This is a genomic window from Curtobacterium sp. VKM Ac-2861 (assembly GCF_013204965.1).
In the GTDB taxonomy this organism is placed as follows: Bacteria; Actinomycetota; Actinomycetes; order Actinomycetales; family Microbacteriaceae; genus Curtobacterium.
The window spans coordinates 39,452-63,060 of record NZ_JABMLA010000002.1 but is presented as its reverse complement, the minus strand read 5'-3'; the positions used below and the strand labels follow the sequence as shown (position 1 = coordinate 63,060).

Annotated in this window: 24 protein-coding genes and 1 tRNA gene; 16 read left to right on the top strand and 9 right to left on the bottom strand. The window is 70.3% G+C overall.

Going from position 1 to position 23,609, the window contains the following annotated elements; genetic code table 11:
- The first annotated feature begins 102 nt into the window (after positions 1-102).
- Entirely contained in the window at positions 103-1,245 is a 1,143-nt protein-coding gene (locus HQQ88_RS05110; protein WP_131921918.1) for a glycerol dehydrogenase, read from the top strand.
- Between the two features lie 26 nt (positions 1,246-1,271).
- On the opposite strand, the gene HQQ88_RS05105 is transcribed toward HQQ88_RS05110, so the two are convergent.
- On the bottom strand, positions 1,272-1,970 hold the full coding sequence (locus tag HQQ88_RS05105) for an NAD(P)H-hydrate epimerase (protein WP_173168847.1): 699 nt from the start codon (positions 1,968-1,970) through the stop codon (positions 1,272-1,274).
- Positions 1,971-2,004: 34 nt separating this feature from the next.
- Here HQQ88_RS05105 and HQQ88_RS05100 point away from each other — a divergent pair, with 34 nt between their 5' ends.
- Positions 2,005-2,784, top strand: coding sequence for an alpha/beta fold hydrolase (locus HQQ88_RS05100; protein WP_111085229.1), 780 nt, complete (start codon positions 2,005-2,007; stop codon positions 2,782-2,784).
- Positions 2,785-2,865: 81 nt separating this feature from the next.
- The gene (locus HQQ88_RS05095; RefSeq protein WP_173168846.1) at positions 2,866-3,897 is read left to right on the top strand and encodes an aldo/keto reductase; all 1,032 of its coding nucleotides are present in this window, start codon (positions 2,866-2,868) and stop codon (positions 3,895-3,897) included.
- Positions 3,898-4,096: 199 nt separating this feature from the next.
- Here HQQ88_RS05095 and HQQ88_RS05090 read toward each other — a convergent pair.
- A tRNA-Thr gene (locus tag HQQ88_RS05090) sits at positions 4,097-4,172 on the bottom strand.
- Positions 4,173-4,209: 37 nt separating this feature from the next.
- The gene (msrB, locus tag HQQ88_RS05085; RefSeq protein ID WP_123340893.1) at positions 4,210-4,617 is read right to left on the bottom strand and encodes a peptide-methionine (R)-S-oxide reductase MsrB; all 408 of its coding nucleotides are present in this window, start codon (positions 4,615-4,617) and stop codon (positions 4,210-4,212) included.
- Between the two features lie 65 nt (positions 4,618-4,682).
- Between msrB and HQQ88_RS05080 the strand changes: the two genes are divergently transcribed.
- The 6 genes from HQQ88_RS05080 (at position 4,683) to groL (ending at position 9,466) form a co-directional block, all read left to right on the top strand.
- Positions 4,683-5,156 (top strand): GNAT family N-acetyltransferase, encoded by a 474-nt coding sequence (locus tag HQQ88_RS05080; protein WP_165901127.1) that lies wholly within the window; start codon positions 4,683-4,685, stop codon positions 5,154-5,156.
- A complete protein-coding gene (locus HQQ88_RS05075) occupies positions 5,156-6,157 on the top strand; it encodes a DUF2332 family protein (RefSeq protein ID WP_173168845.1) in 1,002 nt (333 codons plus the stop codon). Before HQQ88_RS05080 ends, HQQ88_RS05075 begins: the two co-directional genes overlap by 1 nt.
- Before the next feature lie 96 nt (positions 6,158-6,253).
- Positions 6,254-6,595, top strand: coding sequence for a DUF3263 domain-containing protein (locus HQQ88_RS05070; RefSeq protein WP_243692318.1), 342 nt, complete (start codon positions 6,254-6,256; stop codon positions 6,593-6,595).
- On the top strand, positions 6,592-7,197 hold the full coding sequence (locus HQQ88_RS05065) for a LytR C-terminal domain-containing protein (protein WP_123293309.1): 606 nt from the start codon (positions 6,592-6,594) through the stop codon (positions 7,195-7,197). The genes HQQ88_RS05070 and HQQ88_RS05065 overlap by 4 nt, the downstream gene beginning before the upstream one ends.
- Before the next feature lie 181 nt (positions 7,198-7,378).
- Entirely contained in the window at positions 7,379-7,582 is a 204-nt protein-coding gene (locus HQQ88_RS05060) for a cold-shock protein (RefSeq protein ID WP_111085222.1), read from the top strand.
- A gap of 261 nt (positions 7,583-7,843) precedes the next feature.
- A complete protein-coding gene (gene groL / locus HQQ88_RS05055; RefSeq protein WP_111085221.1) occupies positions 7,844-9,466 on the top strand; it encodes a chaperonin GroEL in 1,623 nt (540 codons plus the stop codon).
- Positions 9,467-9,981: 515 nt separating this feature from the next.
- Here groL and HQQ88_RS05050 read toward each other — a convergent pair.
- The 5 genes from HQQ88_RS05050 to HQQ88_RS05030 all read right to left on the bottom strand — a co-directional run bounded on the left by HQQ88_RS05050 (position 9,982) and on the right by HQQ88_RS05030 (position 16,302).
- Positions 9,982-11,706, bottom strand: coding sequence for a cell wall metabolism sensor histidine kinase WalK (locus HQQ88_RS05050; RefSeq protein ID WP_131846063.1), 1,725 nt, complete (start codon positions 11,704-11,706; stop codon positions 9,982-9,984).
- Positions 11,707-11,771: 65 nt separating this feature from the next.
- Complete coding sequence (locus HQQ88_RS05045; protein ID WP_017888045.1) at positions 11,772-12,467, bottom strand: response regulator transcription factor; 696 nt, start codon at positions 12,465-12,467, stop codon at positions 11,772-11,774.
- A gap of 51 nt (positions 12,468-12,518) precedes the next feature.
- The gene (locus HQQ88_RS05040) at positions 12,519-14,216 is read right to left on the bottom strand and encodes a DNA repair helicase XPB (protein WP_173168844.1); all 1,698 of its coding nucleotides are present in this window, start codon (positions 14,214-14,216) and stop codon (positions 12,519-12,521) included.
- A gap of 48 nt (positions 14,217-14,264) precedes the next feature.
- Entirely contained in the window at positions 14,265-16,028 is a 1,764-nt protein-coding gene (locus HQQ88_RS05035) for a helicase-associated domain-containing protein (RefSeq protein WP_173168843.1), read from the bottom strand.
- 28 nt (positions 16,029-16,056) lie between these two features.
- Entirely contained in the window at positions 16,057-16,302 is a 246-nt protein-coding gene (locus HQQ88_RS05030) for a hypothetical protein (protein WP_123340886.1), read from the bottom strand.
- A gap of 109 nt (positions 16,303-16,411) precedes the next feature.
- On the opposite strand from HQQ88_RS05030, the gene HQQ88_RS05025 reads away from it, so the two are divergent.
- Entirely contained in the window at positions 16,412-16,789 is a 378-nt protein-coding gene (locus HQQ88_RS05025) for a cold-shock protein (RefSeq protein ID WP_131846066.1), read from the top strand.
- 4 nt (positions 16,790-16,793) lie between these two features.
- Complete coding sequence (locus HQQ88_RS05020; RefSeq protein ID WP_173168842.1) at positions 16,794-17,504, top strand: DUF3027 domain-containing protein; 711 nt, start codon at positions 16,794-16,796, stop codon at positions 17,502-17,504.
- Positions 17,505-17,600: 96 nt separating this feature from the next.
- Here the strand turns inward: HQQ88_RS05020 and serC are convergent, their stop codons facing one another.
- Positions 17,601-18,716 (bottom strand): phosphoserine transaminase, encoded by a 1,116-nt coding sequence (gene serC / locus HQQ88_RS05015; protein WP_173168841.1) that lies wholly within the window; start codon positions 18,714-18,716, stop codon positions 17,601-17,603.
- 174 nt (positions 18,717-18,890) lie between these two features.
- On the opposite strand from serC, the gene HQQ88_RS05010 reads away from it, so the two are divergent.
- From HQQ88_RS05010 to HQQ88_RS04990, 5 genes are all read left to right on the top strand, one after another.
- Positions 18,891-19,586, top strand: coding sequence for a metal-dependent transcriptional regulator (locus HQQ88_RS05010; RefSeq protein ID WP_111085212.1), 696 nt, complete (start codon positions 18,891-18,893; stop codon positions 19,584-19,586).
- A 177-nt stretch (positions 19,587-19,763) separates the two neighbouring features.
- The gene (locus HQQ88_RS19815; protein WP_123293317.1) at positions 19,764-20,807 is read left to right on the top strand and encodes a C40 family peptidase; all 1,044 of its coding nucleotides are present in this window, start codon (positions 19,764-19,766) and stop codon (positions 20,805-20,807) included.
- A gap of 365 nt (positions 20,808-21,172) precedes the next feature.
- Positions 21,173-21,667, top strand: coding sequence for an HNH endonuclease (locus tag HQQ88_RS05000; protein WP_173168840.1), 495 nt, complete (start codon positions 21,173-21,175; stop codon positions 21,665-21,667).
- A gap of 105 nt (positions 21,668-21,772) precedes the next feature.
- On the top strand, positions 21,773-22,651 hold the full coding sequence (locus tag HQQ88_RS04995; protein ID WP_131921906.1) for a CPBP family intramembrane glutamic endopeptidase: 879 nt from the start codon (positions 21,773-21,775) through the stop codon (positions 22,649-22,651).
- Positions 22,648-23,484: a type II CAAX endopeptidase family protein gene (locus tag HQQ88_RS04990; RefSeq protein ID WP_173168839.1), complete on the top strand. Its 837-nt coding sequence runs from the start codon at positions 22,648-22,650 to the stop codon at positions 23,482-23,484. The genes HQQ88_RS04995 and HQQ88_RS04990 overlap by 4 nt, the downstream gene beginning before the upstream one ends.
- Positions 23,485-23,609: the final 125 nt, after the last annotated feature.

The following is a 23,609-nucleotide window of genomic DNA, read 5'->3' as shown; positions in this document are numbered from 1 at the left end:
GTACGGCCCACGGGACTCGCACGCCGCACGCATGCCCCGCGCGTACCGTCTGGGACGTCGGCGACCCCGACACGTGTCGTACAACCGGAAGGAACCGCAACCATGGCCACTCCCATCAGCACCGTGATGAGCCCCGCCCGCTACGTGCAGGGCAAGGACGCGATCACCCGCGTCGGCGAGTTCGTCGCCCCCATCGGCAAGCGCCCCCTGATCGTCGCCGACGACGTCGTGTGGGGCATCGTCGAGGCCGCGGTGACGACGAGCTTCCAGGCGGCCGACCTGCGGGTCGAGCGGGTCGGCTTCGGTCGCTTCGCGACGCCGAAGGCGGTCGACGACCTCGTCGAGCAGATCCGGTCGACCGACGCGGACGTCATCGTCGGGCTCGGCGGCGGTTCGGCGATCGACGCGGCCAAGGCCTCCGGGCACCTGGCCGGCATCCGCTGGGCGAGTGTCCCGACGGCGGCGAGCACCGACGCCCCGACCTCGGCGCTCGCGGTGATCTACTCCGAGGAAGGGGAGTTCATCGAGTACCGGTTCTTCCCGCACAACCCCGACCTCGTCCTCATCGACACGAAGCTCGTCGCGAACGCTCCCGTCCAGTTCCTGGTCGCGGGCATCGGCGACGCCCTGGCCACCTGGGTCGAGGCCCGTGCCGCCAAGCGTGCGAACGCCGACACCATGGCCGGCGGGCTGCAGACCGAGACCGGCGTCGCGCTCGCCGAGCTGTCCTGGAAGCTGCTGCACGAGAACGCCCTGCAGGCCATCGAGGCCGTGAAGGCCAAGGTCGTCACGCCCGCGCTCGAGAAGGTCGTCGAGGCGAACACCCTGCTGTCGGGCCTGGGGTTCGAGTCCGGCGGACTGGCGGCAGCGCACGCGATCCACAACGGACTGACCGCCGCTCCGCAGGCGCACGGCTTGGCGCACGGGCAGAAGGTCAACATCGGCACGATCGCGCAGCTCGTGCTCGAGGGTGCACCGGCCGAGGAGATCGAGGACTTCGTCGTCTTCACCACGAAGGTCGGCCTGCCGAACACCCTGACCGAGATCGGCCTGACCGTCGACGACACGACGGAGCTCCGCGCCGTGGCCGAGGCCGCGACCGTCGAGGGCGAGACCATCCACAACATGCCGTTCCCGGTCACGCCGGAGCTCGTGGTGGACGCGCTCATCGCCGTCGAGGGCATCGCGCGGAGCATCCGCGCCGAGCACGGACTGCCGGAGCCGGTCCTGTACCAGCACCACTGAGGGACGGCTGCGCTGACGGATCGGGGTCAGGTGCGGACCAGCGGCTCCATCGTCGCCAGGTCCGCACCGATCCCGACGTCCACCAGCTCGATCCGTCCGGCGAGGGTGGCGGCCGGCCCCGTCAGCAACCCGGCCTTCACCCCGCCGAATGTGACCGTGACGTCGGCGTGCAGGACGTGGTCGTCCGCGATCCCGCCGGTGTCGACGTCGATGCCGCTCGGCACGTCGACGGCGACGACGAACGGTGCGCGCTGGTCGCGGGCGAGTTCACGGATGGCGTCGACGACCTCGCGGGCGGGGGAGCGGAGGGCCGCAGGCCCCTGCACCCCGATCCCGAGGATCGCGTCGAGCACCAGGTCGGCGTCGAGTGCCGCGTCCGTCACCGCAGCCTCCGGTCCGGCAGGATCATCGAGGAGGCGCGCCCCGGTGTCCAGCGCCGCTGCCAGGCCCGCCTCGTGCACGCGTGAGCCGACGCGCAAGACTGCCACGTGCCTCCCGGCCGCCGCCAGCCGCGCACCCGCGAACAGGGCGTCACCACCGTTGTCGCCGCTGCCCACCAGCAGGAGGACGGACCCCGGTCCGTCGCCCGGCCGGACGGCCGGATCGTCGAGCAGGTCGCCGACGATGCGGGCCAGCCCGTCGGCCGCTCGTTGCATGAGGGGCTCACCCGCATCGAGGTGCGGCCGCTCTGCCGCCCGGATCTGGTCACCGCCGTAGCCGTCCATGGCGACCACAGTGCCCCGGTACCCTGGAGGGGACATGTCACTCGTCCCCGAAGCGCCCCGTCCCCGCATCGTGATGTCGCCCGACGGCCTCCGGATCGCGACCTACGACTTCGGCGATCCCGACGCCCCTGCGGTCGTCGCGGTGCACGGGTTCGCCTCCGGTGCGGTGCTGAACTGGCACGCCTCCGGCTGGACCCGCGACCTCGTCCGCGCCGGGTACCGCGTGCTGGCGTTCGACCAGCGCGGGCACGGCGCGAGCGCGAAGCCGCGCGACCCCGGTGCGTACTCGATGGACCTGCTCGTGGCGGACGTCACCACCGTGATCGACACGTACCTGCTCGACGAGGTCGCGTTCCTCGGGTACTCGCTCGGTGCACGCGTCGGGTGGCACACCGCCGAACGGCTGCCGGACCGCATCACCCGCGCGGTGTTCGGCGGGATCCCCGACGCCGACCCGATGCGCCGCGTGCGGGTCGACCAGGCGAAGGCGTACCTGGCGGACGGCACCCCGATCGAGGACCGCGTGACCAACGGCTACCTGACCATGGCGGGGAACGTCGAGGGGAACGACCTCGCGGCGCTCGTGGCGATGGTCGAGGGGATGCGGAACAGCATCGAGCCGACGCCCGACAACGCCCCCGCGCAGCCGATCCTGATGGCCGCTGGCAGCGAGGACGGCATCCGCGACAGCGCCGTGCGGTTGGCGCAGGCGGCCCCGGACGCGTCGTTCTTCGAGATCCCGGGGCGCAACCACTTCAACGCGCCGACGTCGCGGGCGTTCCGCGAAGCCGCGCTGGCGTTCCTGCGCTCCTGACCGGCGCGCGTTGTCCGCCCCGCGCTGAGGGGTACTCGTAGGTCCTCGCTGTCGCCGGACACCGCGCGTACCGTCCCCGCCATGGACTACAGACTCCTCGGCAACAGCGGGACATCGGTGTCGACGCTGACCCTCGGCACCATGACGTTCGGCAGCGAAGCCGACGAACCCACCTCCCACACCATCATCGACACGTTCGTCGCGGCCGGCGGCACCCTGATCGACACGGCCGACGTCTACTCGGGCAACGAGTCCGAGCGGATCATCGGTCGCTGGCTCGCGGCGCACCCCACCGAGGCGCAGCAGGTCGTCCTCGCCACCAAGGGCCGCTTCCCGCAGGGTGACGGCCCGAACGACGTCGGCCTGTCGCGCCGGCACCTCCGGGTCGCGCTCGACGCCTCGCTCGAGCGCCTCGGCGTCGACCACATCGACCTGTACCAGATGCACGCCTGGGACGCCCTGACGCCGATCGAGGAGACGCTCCGGTTCCTCGACGACGCGGTCTCCGCCGGCAAGATCGGCTCGTACGGGTTCTCCAACTACCTCGGGTACCAGATCACGAAGGCCGTGTACGAGGCGAAGGCGCACGGGTGGGCCCCGCCGGTCACCCTGCAGCCGCAGTACAACCTGCTCGTCCGCGACATCGAGCACGAGATCGTCCCCGCCAGCCTCGACGCCGGGATCGGCCTGCTGCCCTGGTCGCCCCTGGCCGGCGGCTGGCTGTCCGGCAAGTACCAGCGCGACGAAGCGCCCACCGGCTCCACCCGCCTCGGCGAGAACCCGGCACGCGGCATGGAGGCCTGGGAAGCGCGGAACGGTGACGAGCGCACCTGGGCCGTCCTCGACGCGGTGTCCGCCGTCGCCGACGCGCACGGCGCCTCGCGGTCGCAGGTCGCCCTCGCCTGGCTGCTCGCCCGGCCGGCGGTGACGAGCGTGATCCTCGGCGCCCGGACCGTGTCCCAGCTCGAGGACAACCTCGGTGCGGCCGACCTCGTGCTGACCGACGCGGAGCTCGCGCAGCTCACCGACGCCAGCGCCCCGCGCATCGACGACTACCCGTACGGCACCGCGGGCGTCGCCCAGCGGGGGCGCAAGATCACCGGCGGGCGCTGAAGATCCGTGCACGTTCGTGCGGATTCGCGCTGATGTGGGGTCCGGGTGTGGACGCACGGTTCGGTGAGGTGTCATCCTCGTCGCACGACCGGCTGGTTACCGCGTCCAGCGCCCGGAACACTCCCTGATCCGTGTTCCACACGCGCCGATGCCCCGGGTGAGTGATCACCCGGGGCATCGCTTCGCCTGACGGCGGTTGTGGGGCCGGCAGCGGGACTTGAACCCGCAACCCCCGTATTACAAGTACGGTGCGCTACCAATTGCGCCATGCCGGCTGACGCCGCTCATCTTACCGGTGAGGGCGTCGGGGTCTCACTCGGCCGGCTTCTCCGCGAAGTTCAGCGAGATCGAGTTCATGCAGTACCGGTCGCCGGTGGGGGTGCCGAAGCCGTCGGGGAACACGTGGCCCAGGTGCGAACCGCAGTTCGCGCAACGGACCTCGGTGCGCACCATGCCCAGCGACTTGTCGTCGATCAGCTGCACGGCGTCGGGGTTCACCGACTCGTAGAACGACGGCCAGCCGCAGCCGGAGTCGAACTTCGTGCCGCTCTTGAACAGCTCCGCGCCGCAGGCCGCACAGGTGTAGACGCCGGCACGCTCCTCGTCGAGGAGTTCACCGGTCCACGGCCGTTCGGTCCCCGCCTGACGCAGGACGGCGTACTGGTCCGGGGAGAGATCCTCGCGCCACTGGGCGTCGGACTTGTCGACGTTGTATGCCATTGTTTCCTCCTGCTTCCGGTCGGGTTCTTCCGGGCACTCCCGACCACTTCAGTAAACTCGCGACGATGTCCGAGCATTCCGTGCACCACGCCCGCTGGACCCGTCTGACGACGGACGAACTGTACGGCATCGTGGTGCTCCGGAACCGCGTCTTCGCACTCGAACAACGGGTGACGGCCGAGGACTTCGACGGCCGTGACCGCGAGCCCGAGACCGAGCACTGGTGGTTCGGTACGGACACCGAAGCGGTTGGGTACCTGCGCCTGATCCGACCGGCTGCCGACGAGGAACACCCGGCGGACGCACCGCCGCCGTCCTGGGTGATCGGCCGGGTCGCGACGCACCCCGACCACCGCGGGCAGGGCATCGCTGGCCGGCTCGTCGCCGCCGTGCTCGCGGCCCACGGGCACGAACCCGTCGTCCTGCACGCCCAGGAGTACGTCGCTGCGCTCTACGAACGCCACGGCTTCGTCCGGTTCGGGACCCCCTACGACGAAGCCGGCATCCGGCACGTCGGCATGCACCGCCCGGGGCGCTGATGGACACCCTCGGCCGCTACGCCGCCTACGCCGACCGCATCGGGGCCGTGTCCCCGTCCTACGCCGCCTGGGCGCGGTCGCTCGACCCCGTGTTGGTCGCGCTCCTCGACGAGGTCGCCGAGCAGCAGCGGCAGCCGGAACTCTTCTTCGCGGTCGCGCGGCGGCTCGGCGCGGATCCGTCGGACCCCGGTGCGCTGCGCGCGATCGGTCGGGAGGCCCGCCCCGCCCTGGTCACGGCCCTCGCCTCCGCCACGGTGCAGGCCAACGACCCGCGGCGGCTCGGTCCCGTCGTCCCGCTGTTCGCGGCGCTCGCCGAGCGGGCCTCGCGGCCGCTCGGGTTGGTGGACGCAGGGGGTGCCGCCGGGCTCTGCTCGATCCCGGACCGGGTCACGCTCGACCACCGCGTCGCGGAGCGCGACGGACTCGTGCGGCTGCACACGGCAGCGGACGATCCGTCGATCCGGCTCGTCGTCGCGGCCTCGGGGACGGTGCCGGCTCCGGCCCGCGCGCCGATCCGCGTCGGTGCGCGGGTGCTGCTCGACCCGAACCCGATCGACCTGTGGGCGGACGGCGCGTTCGACCGTCTGGTCGAAGCGGTCCCACCAGAGGCCCTGGACCGGACCGCCCTGATGCGCGAGGCGGCGCGCGCGACGCTCGCCGTGCCTCCCGTGCGGATCCGGGGCACGCTGCCCGGCGACCTCGACCGCGCACTGGACGCCCTGCCGGACGACGTGGAGCCGGTCGTGCTGACCACCGGCACCCTGGTCTACGTGCCGGGTGCCGAGCGCCAGCGGTTCGTGGACCGCGTCCGCGAACGCGGCGTGCACTGGATCGCGCTCGAACGCACCGGGATCCTGCGCGGTGTGGCGGCGACGCTGCCCGACGACGTCGACGCGGCGGATCCGGACGCCTTCGCCACGGCCTCGATCGACGGCACCGCGGTCGCCGTCTCGGACCCGTTCGGCACGCGTGTGCGCTGGTTCCGCGACCTGAACCTGTGACCGGTGTTCGCGACAGTCCAGCGCCGTGCCAGGGTCCGGATGCTCTCCGCCCCTACGATGTGCGAGACCCGTTACCCGACCGTGATCGGAACCGCCGTGACCAGCTCCACCGACGAGCACCGTGCTGACGAGCACCGCGCTGACCAGCACCGCGCTGACCAGCTCAGTGAGCTCGCGCAGCGTGTGCTGTCGTTCGAGCACGACCGGGCACGGCACGACCGCACGAAGGAAGCGGAGATCCGGGTCGAGTTCGAGATGTCGGCGGCGCGCTACTACCAGGTGCTGAACCGCGTGATCGACTCGCCCGCGGCACTCGCGTACGACCCGCAGCTCGTCACCAGGCTGCAGCGGCTCCGGCACGCGCGCACCAGCGCCCGGGCGACGCGCAGCTTCGTCGCGCCCGGTGCTGCTCCCGAAGGACGTGAAGAGGAACGATGAGCACCAGATTCCCCCGTGACCGGTTCGACGACGTCGCCGACGGCCCTCGGGTCGGCGCACACCGCGGTGCCCAGCGCCGCGGCCGTGGCTGGATCGCGTTCGCCTGGGCGGCACTCGCCACCGGTGTGCTCGTCGGCATCGGCGTGCTCGTCCTCGCGCTCCTGAACGGCAGCTACTCGTTCAGCGGCTCGGACTCGCCCTCGGCGTCGACGAGCTCGTCGGCCACGTCGAAGCCGTCCGCGTCCGCCACCTCGAAGCCCTCGGCATCGTCGTCGGCCGGGTCGGGTGCCGACTCCGGAGCCGCTGCCGCGACGCCGGCACAGCAGGGCACGACCACCGTCGTCGTCCTGAACGGCACGACGACCACCGGTCTCGCCGCCCGCGCCAGCGCCACGCTGACCGGTGCCGGCTGGCAGGTCGCCTCGACCGGGGACGCCGGCACGACCGGGTCGACCTCGACCGTCGTGTACTACCAGCAGGCCGCACAGGCGGCGGTCGCGCAGGGCATCGCGAAGCAGCTCGGGGTCGCCGCCGTGCAGCAGTCGGCAGCGTTCCCGAACGCCGACGTGAGCGTCGTGCTCGGGGCCGACTACACCGGCTGATCCGCATTCCGCGGGCGCTCCCCACCCGCATTTGTGACGGTCGTGTTTCGGGCACGTTGATTTCTGACGGAATCGACGTGAAACAACGTCACACCTCTTGCCTGATCGGCGCGCTTCGAGCAGAGTCCCTTGCAGACGACGAACACGTCGTTCGCACAGCAGTACCAGGGAGCAAGAGATCATGGCCAACGGAACCGTGAAGTGGTTCAACGCTGAAAAGGGCTTCGGCTTCATCACCGTCGATGGAGGAGGCCAGGACGTGTTCGTGCACTACTCGGCCATCGACATGTCGGGTTACAAGGTCCTCGAGGAGGGCCAGGCAGTGGTGTTCGACGTCGGCACCGGGTCGAAGGGCCCGCAGGCGGAGGCAGTCCGACCGGCCTGAACGCACGACACTCATCGCGAACGCGCCGTCCCGTCAGGGGCGGCGCGTTCGTCGTGCGTGACCCGCGCTGCATGACGTGCGTGGCGGGCGGTCCGCGGCGGTGGTCGGGGTGCGCTGTTGGCGGGGCGTGTCCTGGGAAGACGTGACGAGCCTCCCGATCGTGTTGCACTCGCACCGGTCGAGTGCCAGAATCGGCGTTGGCACTCGCTCACGTTGAGTGCCAGCACGACCCCACGACGTCCGGGAGGGACGAGAACTCACATGGCTAAGATCATTGCTTTCGACGAGGAGGCCCGCCGTGGCCTCGAGCGCGGCCTGAACCAGCTGGCCGACGCCGTGAAGGTGACGCTCGGCCCGCGCGGCCGCAACGTCGTCCTCGAGAAGAAGTGGGGCGCCCCCACGATCACGAACGACGGTGTCTCCATCGCCAAGGAGATCGAGCTCGACGACCCGTACGAGAAGATCGGTGCGGAGCTCGTCAAGGAGGTCGCCAAGAAGACCGACGACGTCGCCGGTGACGGTACGACCACCGCGACCGTCCTCGCCCAGGCACTCGTCCGCGAGGGCCTGCGCAACGTCGCAGCCGGCGCCGACCCCGTGTCGCTCAAGCGCGGCATCGAGAAGGCCGTCTCCGCCGTCTCCGACCAGCTCCTCGCCAACGCGAAGGACATCGAGACCAAGGACCAGATCGCCGCGACCGCGTCGATCTCGGCTGCAGACCCGACCATCGGCGCGCTCATCGCCGAGGCCATCGACAAGGTCGGCAAGGAAGGTGTCGTCACCGTCGAGGAGTCGAACACCTTCGGCACCGAGCTCGAGCTGACCGAGGGCATGCGCTTCGACAAGGGCTACCTGTCGCAGTACTTCGTCACCGACCCCGAGCGTCAGGAAGCCGTCTTCGAGGACGCTTACATCCTGATCGTCAACTCGAAGATCTCGAACATCAAGGACCTCCTGCCGGTCGTCGACAAGGTGATCCAGGCGGGCAAGCAGCTCCTGATCATCGCCGAGGACGTCGACGGCGAGGCCCTGGCCACGCTCGTCGTGAACAAGATCCGCGGCATCTTCAAGTCCGTCGCCGTCAAGGCCCCGGGCTTCGGTGACCGCCGCAAGGCCATGCTGCAGGACATCGCGATCCTGACCGGTGGCCAGGTCATCTCCGAAGAGGTCGGCCTCAAGCTCGAGAACGCGACGCTCGACCTGCTCGGTCGTGCCCGCAAGGTCGTCATCACCAAGGACGAGACCACGATCGTCGAGGGTGCCGGCGACGCCGAGCAGATCGCCGGCCGTGTCCGTCAGATCCGCGCCGAGATCGACGCGACCGACTCCGACTACGACCGCGAGAAGCTCCAGGAGCGCCTCGCGAAGCTCGCCGGTGGCGTCGCCGTCATCAAGGCGGGTGCCGCGACCGAGGTCGAGCTCAAGGAGCGCAAGCACCGCATCGAGGACGCCGTCCGCAACGCGAAGGCTGCCGTCGAAGAGGGCATCGTCGCCGGTGGTGGCGTCGCCCTCATCCAGGCCGGCAAGGTCGCGCTCGACGCACTCACCCTCGAGGGTGACGAGGCGACCGGTGCGAACATCGTCCGCGTCGCCATCGACGCACCGCTCAAGCAGATCGCGCTGAACGCCGGTCTCGAGCCGGGTGTCGTGGCCGCCAAGGTCCGCGAGCTCGAAGCAGGTTGGGGCCTCAACGCCGCGACCGGCGAGTACGTCGACCTCATCGCCGCGGGCATCATCGACCCGGCCAAGGTCACGCGTTCGGCGCTGCAGAACGCTGCGTCGATCGCTGGTCTGTTCCTGACGACCGAGGTCGTCGTCGCCGACAAGCCCGAGCGCGCCGCGGCTGCTCCGGCCGGCGACCCGACTGGTGGCATGGACTTCTAAGCAGTCCTGTTCGAAGGGCCCCGCACGCTGCGCGTGCGGGGCCCTTCCGCGTGCGGGGCGCGTGGGGCGTGGCGCCTGGCGCGGATCTCGTCCCCCGAGGTTCCGAAATCTCGGCATCTCGGCGCCCCGTTCGTCGAGGTCTGGAACCTCGGCGATCAACGTGCGGCATGTCGCGGAACCTCACCGAGGCGGTCGGGTTCGGACTGGAGGCCCGTGCAGCGCCGTTCTCCGCAGCTGCGTCCGACCGTGGCCGGGGCCGGCGTCTCGTGGGCGATGCCCCGGTCCGGGCGAGGGCATCGCGCGGCTCTGGTCGAGGGACGCCCTCGCTGATCGTTGTGATGCGGCTCCGGACGGGGTGGCTACCCGGTCGCCCTGTCCCGTCGAGGTTCCACGACTCGCCGTGTGCTGGACGCCGAGGTTCCGAACCCGAGCGCGATGTGGCGCGAGATGCCGAGATTTTGGAACCTCGGGCGAGACGGACGGGCGCGCGGACGCCCGCGCGCCGCGCGCCCGCGTCAGGCGGCGTAGTCGCGCGGCAGCAGCGGCAGCCAGACGCGGAAGGTCGCGCCGCCGCCCTCGGTGTCGAAGACCTCGACCGAGCCGTGGTGTGCCGCGACGATGCCCGACACGATCGCGAGCCCGAGGCCCGAACCACCGGTGTCCCGCGCACGCGAGGTGTCGGCACGCCAGAACCGCTGGAAGATCTTGTCGCGCAGCTGCGCCGGGATCCCCTCACCGTGGTCGATGACGTCGATGTGGGCCATGCCGCGGTCGTCGTCCACCCCGACGCCGATCTCGATCGGGTCGTCGTGCTCGGTGAACCGCATGGCGTTGCCCATCAGGTTCGTGACGATCTGGCGGATCTTGTTCTCCTCCGCCAGCACGATCGGGGGACGCTGGGGCATGACGACCGTCGGCAGTGGCGTCGTCTCGTCGGTGGGGGCGGTACCGGCCTCGATGTCCATCGCCCGGGTCCTCCGAGCACGCAGCCGCGCGATCGTCTGCCGCGAGAACGCGATGGGCCCCGTGGTGTTCGCCGACGTGGGCGATGCCGGGGGGACCTCGCCCGTGTCGGACAAGGAGCCCGACGAGTCCGACGACCCCGACGAGAGCGACGACGACGACGCGGGCGGCCGCACTGCCTGGGGGACGCTCTCGCCCGTCATGGCGTCCTCGACCAGGACCTGGATCTCGCGGTCGGGGTTGGACGCCATGGTGTCGAGCGCCGAGTCACGGGCGATCGCGACGAGGTCGACCGGGCCGAGCTCGAGCGGCTTGGACTCGTCGATGCGGGCGAGCTGGAGCAGGTCCTGCACGAGCAGGCCCATCCGCTTCGCCTCTTTCTCGATGCGCTCCATCGCCTGGGCGACGTCTTCTTCCTTGCGGAGGGCACCCATGCGGTACAGCTCGGCGTACCCGCGCAGGGACACCAGCGGGGTGCGGAGTTCGTGCGAGGCGTCGCCGACGAACCGGCGCATCTGGTCGATGGTGCGCTGGCGGTCCTCGAACGCGGTGTCGATGCGCTCGAGCATGACGTTCAGGGAGCGGTTCAGTCGCCCGACCTCGGTGTTCGGGGTGTCGGCCTCGAGGCGCTGGTTGAAGTCACCGGCGGCGAAGCGTGCGGCGGTGTCCTCGACGTCGCGCAACGGGTCGAACGTGGCGGTGACGAGCAGCCGCGTGAGCATGGCGCCGAGCAGGATCACCGAGATGCCGAAGCCCAGGAAGATGACGGTGAACCGGGCGATGGTCTGGTCCGTGTCGGCGCTCGACACCGCGACGAGCACGAAGCCGGTCTCGGTGGAGCCGCTCGTCTGGTTCTGCAGTGACGCCGGGATGACCTGGGCACGCCACTCGTGGTTGTGCTGGCTGTCGTAGAGCGAGAAGCGCGCACCGTTCTGCGCCGCTGCGGAGAAGTCCAGTTCGCGGATGTCCGGGCGGCTCGATGCCTTCGTCTGGCAGATCTGGTCGCCGTCGGCGTCGTACGCGGCCACGTAGGCGCTCTGCGACAGCACGACCGACAGCTTGCAGTACTGCTCGCCGTCGCTGATGTTCTGGCCCTCGAGCTGCTCCGTGGTGCCCTTGACGTTGTTGTCGAGCTGCGCCATCAGGTACGTCGACAGGACGGTCATGGTGCCGAGCCCGGCGACGAGCAGGCCGAGCGCCACCAGGAGCACCGTGATCCCGGTGATCTTGGTGCGCAGGGAGATCCCGTCCCACCAGCGGCTCATTCGCGTGTGCATGCTGCCCCAACGATAGACAGCGGCCGCCCGGTGAAACCGGACGACCGCCGTGAAGAACGGAGGTGCTACGAGGCCTTGGACGCCTTGAGCATGTACCCGAAGCCGCGCTTGGTCTGGATGATCGGCTCGGCCGAGTACTGGTCGAGCTTGCGACGCAGGTACGAGATGTAGCTCTCCACGATGCCGGCGTCGCCGTTGAAGTCGTACTCCCAGACGTGGTCGAGGATCTGCGCCTTCGACAGCACGCGGTTCGGGTTGAGCATCAGGTAGCGGAGCAGCTTGAACTCGGTGGGGGAGAGCTCGATCTGCGCGTCGCCGATCGTGACCTCGTGCGTGTCCTGGTCCATGGTGAGCTCGCCAGCGCGGATGATCGCGTCTTCCTCGTCGTTCATGGTGCGACGGAGGATGGCCTTGATGCGGGCGACGATCTCGTCGAGGGAGAACGGCTTGGTGACGTAGTCGTCGCCGCCGACGGTGAGGCCGGTGATCTTGTCCTCGGTGTCGTCCTTCGCGGTGAGGAACAGGATCGGCGAGGTGTACCCGGACGACCGCAGGCGCTTGGTGACGCCGAAGCCGTTCATGTCGGGGAGCATCACGTCGAGGATGATCAGGTCGGGTTCTTCCTCGAGCACGGCCGAGATCGCCTGTGCGCCGTTGCCGACGGCACGGACGGCGAACCCGGCGAAGCGCAACGAGGTCGTCAGGAGGTCGCGGATGTTCGGCTCGTCGTCGACGATCAGGATCTTGGGGCCATCGCTCATGGTCCTATCTTCTGACCGTTCCCTAATGGTTTCCTGAGAGCGGTGCGTACGTCAGCCCACGGGCGCCTGGACCTGGTCGGCATCCAGGATCGTGTAGGAGTACCCCTGCTCGGCGAGGAACCGCTGCCGGTTCTGCGCGAAGTCCTGGTCGACGGTGTCCCGCGCCACGAGCGTGTAGAACGACGCGGGCAGGCCGTCCTTGTTCGGACGGAGCAGTCGACCGAGGCGCTGCGCCTCTTCTTGTCGTGACCCGAACGACCCGGAGACCTGGATCGCGACGGTGGCGTCGGGCAGGTCGATGGAGAAGTTCGCGACCTTCGACACGACGAGCACGTCCACCTCGCCGGCACGGAACGCGTCGTACAGCCGCTCACGTTCGTCGACCGGGGTCGCACCCGTGATCTCGGCCGCGTCGAGCGACGCCGCCAGTGCGTCGAGCTGGTCGATGTACTGCCCGATCACCAGGATCTGCTCGCCGCGGTGCTTCTCGATGAGCTCGCGGACGACCGGGGTCTTCGCGGGCGAGGTGGCAGCGAGCCGGTACCGTTCGTCGTCGCTCGAGGCCGCGTACTCCAGGCGTTCCTGGTGCGGCAGGTCGATGCGCACCTCGTAGCACTCGGCCGGGGAGATGTAGCCCTGGGCCTCGATCTCCTTCCACGGAGCGTCGTAGCGCTTCGGACCGATGAGCGAGAAGACGTCGCCCTCGCGGCCGTCCTCGCGCACGAGCGTCGCGGTCAGTCCCAGGCGTCGGCGGGCCTGCAGGTCGGCGGTCAGCTTGAACACCGGGGCCGGCAGCAGGTGGACCTCGTCGTAGACGATGAGGCCCCAGTCGAGGGCGTCGAGCAGGGACAGGTGCGTGTACTCGCCCTTCCGACGGGCGGTCAGGATCTGGTAGGTCGCGATCGTGACCGGCCGGATCTCCTTGACGCTGCCCGAGTACTCGCCGATGTCCTCGGCCTTCAGGGTCGTGCGCTTCAGGAGTTCGCTGCGCCACTGCCGTGCGGACACGGTGTTCGTCACGAGGATGAGCGTGGTCGCCTTGACGGTCGCCATCGCCCCGGCGCCGACCAGGGTCTTGCCGGCGCCACAGGGCAGCACGACGACACCGGACCCCTGCGCGAAGAAGGTGTCGACGGCCTGCTCCTGGTACGGGCGCATGTGCCACTCGGTCGTGTCGAGGTCGATCGGATGCGGCTGCCCGGGGGTGTAGCCCGCCAGGTCCTCGGCCGGCCAGCCGAGCTTCACGAGTTCCTGCTTGATCTGGCCGCGTGCCCACGGCTGCAGCTCGACCTCGGAGGGGGTCCGCATGTCGCCGAGCAGTGGCTTGATCCGCTTCGACCGGATGACCTCGGCCAGCACGGACGGGTCCTCGGCGGTCAGGAGCAGGACGGGCAGGCGCTCGAGTTCCTCGGCGGGGGAGTTCGCGATGACCGGGGCGTCCTCGCGTTCCTCACGCCGGATGACGAGTCGGCCGTAGCGGGACACCGTGTCGCGGATGTCCACGGTGACGCTCTGCGGGACCGGGAACTTCGCGAAGCGCTCGAGGGTGGCGATCATCGCCTCGGCGTCGTGTCCGGCGGCCCGTGCGTTCCACAGGCCGAGGCGGGTGATGCGGTAGGTGTGCACGTGCTCGGGGGCGCGTTCGAGTTCGGCGAAGGCCGCGAGCTCGTGGCGTGCGTCCTCGGCGTCGGGGTGTGCGACCTCGAGGAGCACGGTGCGGTCGCTCTGCACGATCAGCGGTCCGTTCATGACCTGCCAGCCTAGCCGTCGTCACCTGCGTTCGGGTGACCGTGCACCTCAGGCGTCGCTCTCGACCGCCACGACGAGCGACAGCGGCAGCGTGCGCTCGACGTCGACGCTGGTGTCGCGCCCTCGGACGCGTCCGGCGGCGACCGAGGTCGGGATGATCGAGAACGGCCGTTCGGAGCCGTCCGGCATCCGCACCGTCAGCCGGATCGGTGTGCGACCGCGCACGGCCAGGTCGATCTGCCGCCCGAGCCACTCCTGCTCGGGTTCCGCATCGCCACGCTGGGTGGTCAGGCGGAGCCGTTCCACGAGTGCGTGCGCCGCCTGCTCCGGCGAGCGTCCGGTGGGGCTGCGCCGACCGGGAGGCCCGTGGTGCGTCTCGGGGCGGGCGCCGGTCGCGAGCACGGCCGGGTAGCGCTGGTCCTCGAGCGCGGTGTGCACGACGTGCGCCGGGTAGCGGGTGGTGAGCGTCGTCAGGTCGCTGCGCTCCCACGCCATCTGCCGGAGTTCGGCGTCCACACCGATCAGGTCGAGCTGGTCCGCGGTGCCGCGGACGACGGTGCCGACCCCGCCCTCGCCGCGGTCGACGACGATGCTGCCGTCGCGTCCGGCGACCTGGTCGACCAGGTAGGCGAGGGGCTGCGGGACGCCGGTCGACGACAACCGGGTGAGCAGCGCCAGGACGTCGTCACGGGAGTGCCCGGCACGGAACGCCGTGCGCAGGGTGTCCTCGGAGATGCGGTAGCGGGCGGCCAGACCGGGTGCCTCGAGCACGGCGACCGTGCGCAGGGCGGCGTCGTCGACCGGGGCGAGGGGCCCGGGGGCGATCACCGTCAGGTCGTGCTGCATGTACACCTGGCTGACGGTGCCGGGCAGGTCGTCCGCCGCAGGCCTGGCGTCACCGTCCAGCAACGCGCGGCCGGTGCTCGTGACGATGCCGTCGACCGCGAGTCCGAGCGACGCGGCGGTGCCGGCCGCCTCGAGCAGCACGGCGTCGAGCCAGCGGGAGCCCGCCGGGTACGCCCAGCGGCCGAGTGCCACGAGATCGCGCAGGTCGTCGTCGGCGAGTGCGAGGACCTCGTGCACCGCGGGGCCGAGGGTGTCCGCCCAGGCCGACACGAGGGTCGCCCAGCGGTCCGGCCAGTCGGCGACGAGCCAGTCCTGTCCGGCGTCGGTGACCGTCCACCGGCCGGAGCCCGGGTCGGCGAACCCGACCCGGTCGAGCAGTGCGAGGCGGCCGGGCACGACGTCGGCGTCGGTGCCGATGCGCTCGGCCAGGGTCTTCGCGAGCGGCGTCCCGATGCCGCCCTTGACGAGTTCGCGGACGGTGCCGGCGTCCACCGCACGCAGCAGCTCGGCGAGCACGGTCATGCTCGAGAACGCCTGCTCCGCGCCGGTGGTGCGCGCGCGGTCCTGGCCGGCCACGTCGTCGGCGTGGGCGGCGCGGTCGGGGCGATCCGGGCCTCCCGTCGATCGCAGTGCCACGAGGTCGGGGTGGGCGGCCACGCGTGCGGCGACCGCGTCGTCGACGGCGCCGTCCTCGTCGGCCAGGCCGAGCGTGATCGCCGGACCGAGGCGGTCGGCGTCCCCGCCGTCGCGGAGCGCCAGGATCGTGGCGCGGGGCAGGTGCTCGACGGCGGCGTCGACCGCGTCGTCGGTGCGGAGCGCCTCGGCCAGGTCGAAGAAGTCGGTGATCCGTTGCGGACCGGTCTCGCCGAGGGCGGCCGGGGGCAGGCTCCGCGCAGCGACGAGTCGTTCGAGGGAGTCGTCCGGCAACGCCCGGAGTCGGGCGGCCAGGTCGGCGGTGGTCGTCATCGTCCGGTGCCAGCGTCCGGGGCGGACGTCAGCGAGCCGTCCGGTTGGCTCGTGCGCGGCGCGTCCAGGTGATGGCGAGGAGCGTGAAGACCAGGACCATGCCGATCGGGAAGCCGACGAGCGGGATCGCCATGATCACCGGCCACGGCATGGAGCCCTGCGCGCTCGGGACCGTCAACCACATGACGATCATCGCCGCCATGCAGAGGAACGCAGCGATGAAGATGCCACCGACCATGAACGCCAGAGCGCGTTCGGTACGATTGAACGTCACCGGGGGTTCTGCGGAATCCTGCGGGTTCCCGGTTGATCGGGTCGGATTGGCCATCGACCCAGGATATCCGACGCACCACGGCCGTACCACGACCTCGAGGAGTCCACGCATGCCCACCGGCAAGGTCAAGTTCTACGACGACGACAAGGGCTTCGGCTTCATCACCGGAGACGACGGCGACCAGGTGTTCCTGCACGCGTCCTCGCTGCCCGAGGGCGTCGTGACCGTGAAGGCGGGATCCCGGCTCGAGTACGGCGTCGTGCAGGGGAAGAAGGGGTCGCAGGCACTGTCCGTGCGGCTCCTCGACCCGCAGCCGTCGTTGTCCCGGATGACCCGTCGCTCCGCAGACGACATGGCCGTGATCGTCGAGGACCTGGTGAAGGAACTCGACCGGATCAGCGGAGACCTCCGCCACGGCCGCTACCCGAAGAACGGCGATCGACTCGCCGCCATCCTGCGGCACGTCGCAGACCAGTTGGAGGCGTGACGCCATGACAGACAGCGACGCAGTACCTGTTGACGCAGCACCCGTTGACTTCACTGACCTGGCGCGGACCGCGCTGCTCGAGGTGACCCCCGAGTCGAGCATCGGCGCGCCCGTCGGCACCGTGGATGAGGGCGACGGCGTCGTCTCCGTCCTGTTCGCGAACCGCATGCCGGGCTACCCCGGCTGGCGCTGGACCGTCAGCGTCGCGAAGGTCGGCGACGAGGACCCCACCGTGCTCGAGGTCGAGCTGATGCCCGGCGACGGCTCGCTCGTCGCACCGGAGTGGGTGCCGTGGTCCGAGCGACTGGCCGAGTACCGGGCGGCGCAGGACCACGAGTCCGACGACGAGGGCGACGACGACGAGTCGGACGACGAGGACGACGACGACTTCGATGACGACTCGGACGACGACGAGGACGCCGACTACGACGACTCGGACGACGACGAAGCCGACGACGAGTCGGATGACGACGAGGACGACGAGGACTCCGAGTTCGAAGCGGACGAGGACGACCTCGACGAACCGGACGACGACGACATCGATGGTGTGGACGTCGACGCGCTCGCCGACACCGCTGACGAGGACGTCGACGACGCCCCGCAGCCCCCTCGCCGTCGTCGCGCGCAGCGCGTGCAGCCCGTCGACCCGGACGCCGACCTCGACGGCGCCCAGCTCGATGCCGGTGAGGTCGACCCGGACTTCCACCGCTCCTGACACGCACCCGAACAACGACGAAGCACCACGGGATCCCGTGGTGCTTCGTCGTTTCCGTGGTGTTCGTCGCCGGCGCTGGCCCGCGCGACGGACGGGTCAGCGCAGGGCGCCGACCGTGAAGTCGATCGCCTGCACGAGCTTCGCGACGTCGTCCGGGTCGATCGCGGTGAACGTCGCGACGCGCAGCTGGTTGCGCCCGAGCTTCCGGTACGGCTCGGTGTCGACGATGCCGTTCGCGCGCAGGGTCGCGGCGACGGCCTTGGCGTCGATCGAGTCGTCGAGGTCGATCGTGGCGACGACCTGCGAGCGGGCTGCGGGGTCGGTCACGAACGGCGTCGCGTAGTCGACCGACTCGGCCCAGTCGTACAGCGTCGACGACGAGGTCTTCGTGCGGGTGTCCGCCCAGGCCAGGCCGCCCGACTCGTTGATCCACCGGACCTGGTCGTCGAGCAGCAGCAGCGTCGAGATCGCCGGGGTGTTCAGCGTCTGGTTCAGGCGCGAGTTGTCGACGGCGTTCTTGAGCGACAAGAACTCGGGGATGTACCGACCGCTCGCTGCGATGCGCTCGACGCGCTCGATCGCGGCGGGGGAGAACAGCGCGAGCCACAGGCCGCCGTCGGAGGCGAAGTTCTTCTGCGGGGCGAAGTAGTAGACGTCGGTGGCGTCCACGTCGAACGCGGCACCACCGGCGGCGCTCGTGGCGTCGACGACGGTCAGTGCTCCGGCGTCACCGGCGGCGCGGACGACCGGGGCCATGACACCGGTCGAGGTCTCGTTGTGCGGGTAGGCGTAGACGTCGACGCCGTCGACGGGCTCGAGCGCGGCGAGCGATCCGCCGGGGGCCTCGACGACGTGCGGTGCCTCGAGCCACGGGGCGCCGGCGGCCTTGGCGAACTTCGACCCGAACTCGCCGAAGGACAGGTTCTCTGCGCGACGCTCGATGAGGCCGAACGCGGCGGCGTCCCAGAACGCGGTCGAGCCGCCGTTGCCGAGGACGACCTCGTAGCCCTCGGGGACCTGGAACAGGTCGGCGAGCCCGGAGCGGACGCTGCCGACCAGGTCCTTCACGGGCTTCTGGCGGTGGGACGTGCCGAGGATCGTGGCCCCGCGCGTCACGAGGGACTCGAGCTGCGCGCCGCGGATCTTGGACGGTCCGCAGCCGAAGCGGCCGTCGGTGGGGAGGAGTTCGGCGGGGATGACGATGTCTGCCATGCACCGATCCTACCGAGCGCGATCCCAGTGCTGGTGCGCCTGTACCGGCCGGACGGGGAGGGCTGGAGCGCTGCGGCCACGGCCCTGTTCTTGCCCCGTGCAAGTGTCGGTCGGAGTTCGTCGGTCCGAACAAGTAGGGTGGTGGCCGCTGGGCCCAGACATGAGAGGCGGACCGTGACCGATCTCGTCGACACCACGGAGATGTACCTTCGCACCATCCTCGACTTGGAGGAGGAGGCGATCGTTCCGCTGCGCGCTCGCATCTCGGAGCGCCTCGGTCACTCGGGCCCGACGGTCTCGCAGACCATCGCCCGCATGGAGCGCGACGGCCTGGTCGTCGTCTCCGGAGACCGCCACCTCGAGCTCACCGACGAAGGGCGCTCCCGAGCCACCCACGTCATGCGCAAGCACCGTCTGGCGGAGCGCCTGCTGGCCGACGTCATCGGACTCGACTGGGCGTTCGTCCACGACGAGGCCTGCCGGTGGGAACACGTCATGAGCGAGCAGGTCGAGGTCCGCCTGCTCGAGATGCTCGGCAACCCGACCGAGTCGCCCTACGGCAACCCGATCCCCGGCCTGGCCGAGATCGGCGGCCCCGCAGCCGCCGGGTTCCTCGACGGCGTGCAGAACATCGTCGCCGCGACCGAGGGGACCGACGCCGTCGCGACCGGTGTGATCCGTCGTCTGGGCGAGCCCGTGCAGTTCGAGCCCGAGCTCCTGCACCAGCTCCGCACGGCCGGGGTCATGCCCGGTCGTCTGGCGAGCGTGCAGCGCGCCGGGGCCTACGTCGCCGTCCGCGTCGAGGGTGAGGACTCGGGCATCGAGCTCCCCGTCGAGGTCGCGCAGCACGTCTACATCGAGCGGGACTGATTTCAGTGCCCTGACCAGGGCTTCTTTACCGTTTCGTTACAAACGGCCCGTTTCATCTCGACAAGGTAACGACGGCCCCGTACACTCGTCGAGTCCCCGCGCTGCGCCTGAGCCGGAGACCCGTGGCAGGACGTCTCGAACCCGTCTCCTGCCTCGATCGGAAACGATGACGAACGGATGGGGTTGCACGTCGCCGGACACCCACGGCAGCGTGATGACGAGACGCCGGAGACCACACCCTTGACGCAGACCGGTTCCGCCGCGGACGACCAGACGCCCGCCAACCCGACGAACACCGAGAACGCCACCGACGCACCGCTCACCCGGCGGTCCGTCCGCCAGGCCGACGCGCGCCCGACCCGCAAGGTCGTCCCGGTCCGCTCCGCCCCGCTCCCCGGTGGCCGTCGTGCCGCACAGGCCGCGGCCACCGCGACCGCTGCCAAGGCGAGCTCGTCGTCGCGCAAGCGCAAGTTCCTCGCCCCCATCGTCCTGACGGTGGCCGCCGGCATGTTCGGCACCGTGGCGGTCGCGCCTGCCTTCGCCGCGCAGACCTCCACCGGCACCGAGGCGGCGAACGCGCAGCGCCAGGTCCGTGCGACGGAGAGCCAGGAGTTCTCGGTGTCCGACGCCGTCGCGCTGGCCGGCACGAGCCGCGACGGCTACGGTGCCACGTCGACCGCGACGCTCGACGCACGCGCAGCGGCCAAGCAGGCTGCAGCCGACCAGGCCGAAGCGACCGAGGCAGCCGCTGAGCAGGCCGAGCAGGCAGCATCCGCCACGCAGGCGGCGCGTGCCCAGACCGCCGAGCAGTACGCCTCGTACACCGGCCCGTCCGCCGCCGACTACGTGGCGAGCTCCAGCGCCGCGGACACCCCGTTCTCGCTGCCGGCCGTGGTCGCCACCGCCAAGCAGTACATCGGCACCCCGTACGTCTTCGGTGGTGCCGACCCGTCCGGCTTCGACTGCTCGGGCTACGTCATGTTCGTCTACGCCCAGTACGGCATCAACCTCGCGCACTCGGTGCCGCTGCAGGACCAGGCCGGCACCACGATCCCCGAGTCCGAGGCGCAGCCCGGCGACGTCGTCATCTTCAACAACGAGGCGCACGACGGCTTCTACATGGGCAACGGCATGATCATGGACGCCCCGAAGCCCGGTGGCTCCGTGTCGATCCGTCCGATCTGGACCAGCGACTACCACATCGTCCGCTTCGGCATCTGAGGCATCAGACCCGACCGCGGGGCATCGAACCCGTGAACATCGCCGAAACCGGCCCGTGCACCCTCGTGCCGGGCCGGTTTCTGACGTAGCCTGGCGCTGCACCGGTCCGCAAGGCCCCGAGCAGGGAGACCCCATGTCGTTGTTCCGCACGACCCGCACCATGGGTCGGCGCGCGCGCATCGACATACGGTCGACCACCGCCTGCGTGCACGAGCACGCCCCTGCATGACCAGAGCACTGCCCATCCGGGTGGTGCTCTTCGTGGTTCAGGGGACGTGTGCGCGAGCGACGGTCACCTGCGAAGGACCCCGGTCCGACGCACCCGCAGCGCCTGGAAGCCGTCCAGGCACGTCGGAAGGGAACCAATGCGCACTCTCGTCCTCAACGCCGGTTACGAGCCCCTCGCGGTGATCTCGTTCCGACGAGCCCTCGTGCTGGTCATGAACCAGAAGGCCTCCGTCGTCGCAGCCGACCTCGAACACCCGGTGACCGGGGCGACCTCGAGCTTCGATCGGCCGTCCGTCATCATCCTCACCCGGTACGTGCGCATCCCGCACTCGAGACTCGTGCCGGTGTCGCGCCGCGGAGTCCTGCGCCGTGACGCCAACCGGTGCGCGTACTGCGACCGGCACGCGACGACGATCGACCACGTGCAGCCGAAGTCGCGCGGCGGGCAGGACTCGTGGGAGAACCTCGTGGCCTGCTGCCTGGCCTGCAACAACGAGAAGGGTGACCGCACCCCGCAGGAGATGGGGTGGCGGCTGCGTTTCCGTCCGAAGATCCCGCACGGTTCGTCGTGGGTCGTGCGCGGCATCGAGCGTCCGCAGGCGGAGTGGGACGAGTACCTCGTGGCCGCGTAGCGAGCCGTGTGCCCTCGTCCGTCGTCCCCCCCTGTCGCTACGCTCAGGTGAGGGCAGCTCAGTCGTAGCGCTCCGCCCGCTCACTCAGGACGAACGGACCCCGTCATGGACACTGCCCCTGCCCACCACAGTGCGATCGAGACCAACGGATGGCAGCGGTTCTGGAACCGCGGCGGCTGGTGGCGCGCCGTGCTGGCCGTCGTCCTCTACCTCGCCGTCTACGAGGGGCTCGGCTGGCTGAACGCCCACACGCTCGCCCGTGGCATCACCGCTGACGAGCTGTTCGCCACACCCCGTGGCGCCATCGTGGGCGTCGCCTTGCCGATCATCGTGATGGGGCTGTTGACCGTGGTCTTCGTCCGTACCCTCGGGTGGGGGCGCGAGGTCTTCGGGCGGCAGCCGCTGCCGGGGCGCGGGTGGATGTGGATCGCCGTGGTCCTGCTGCTCGTGCCGATCGTGATCCGGCTCATCGCGACGAACTGGTCGTCGTACTCGGTCTCCGTGGTCTTCGCGGTGCTGTTCCTCGGCCTGTGCATCGGGTTCGCCGAGGAGCTCATCGCCCGTGGCGTCGCCGTGAACCTCCTCCGACGTGGGCACCACACCGAGCGGACGGTCGCGCTGTTGTCGTCGCTGCTGTTCGGGCTGATGCACGCGTCGAACGCGATCGGCGGGGCGGCGTTGCCGACGGTCGCTGTGACCGTCGTCTACACCTTCGGCATCGGCATGATGTTCTTCCTGTCGATGCGGGTCACCGGCAGCATCGTCCCCGCGATGCTCCTGCACGCCGCGACCGACCCCACCACGATCCTCGCCACGGGCGGCATCGACACCACCGCGGCGACCGCTGGCGATGCTGGCCTGATCGGCTTCGCCGGGATCTTCAACTTCGTCTACCCCGTGCTCGCGCTCCTGGTGCTCTTCTTCATCAAGGGTCGTGTCAGCGGTCGGGCCCCCGAGGCGCAGTCGGCCGGGGCAGCGGCGTGACCACCGACATCGGTCGACGCCGCGAGGTCCCGCGGCTGTTCTGGATCGCGCTCGTCGCCTGCGCGGTCTACGTGGTGATGGCCGCGGGGTTGGGGAACCTGCTCAGCGCCGCGGTTGACGGGGAGAACCACCCGATCGCCGACTGGCTCGCCGGTACCTGGATCCCGGTCGGCATCATGATCATCGTCGGGCTGTACTTCGCCCGTCGCTCCGGCTGGTGGAAGGACATCTGGCACGAGCGTCCCGTTGCGGTCGGGCGTCCTCGGCGCTGGTGGTGGCTCGCCGCACCGTTGCTGTCTCTCGTCTCCACAGTGATCCTGTTCAGCCTCGTGCCGTGGTCCGAGGCCTCTGCCGGGATCATCGTCGTCGTCCTGATCGGGGCCCTCGGTGTCGGCGTCGGCGAGGAACTGTACTTCCGCGGGATCCTCGTCACCGCGCTCCGCGCGCACCACTCCGAGTTCGTCGTCCTCATCGTCTCCTCGGTCATGTTCGGCCTCGCGCACGTCGTGGGGTACCTGATCGCGGGCCTGCCGCTCGGCTTGATCCTGTTCCAGGTGGCGTTCATCAGCATGGACGGCGCCCTGTACTACGCCGCGCGCCGCGCAACCGGGCGGCTGTGGGTGCCGATGCTCCTGCACGGGCTCAACGACGCTGCGCTGTTCCTGCAGACCGCCGGGCGGAACCACGAGGGTGCCGAACCCCCGGCCACCACCGGGGTCATCGAGATCGTGCTGATCGCGTTGTCCGTCGCGATCGCGATCAGTGTCCTCCGCGAGACGCTCCGGAATCGCCGCGAACGCCGCGCGACCGCCGACACGAGGGAACCGCGCTGACGCGAAGCTCGCGCCGACGAGAAGGGGGCGCGCCCCGCGCGGGTCGTGCGCGGCGCCGAGTGAGCAGAAGGCGACGGGTCGCGGGTGGCGACCCGTCGTCTTGTGCTCACTCGATGACGGCCTGG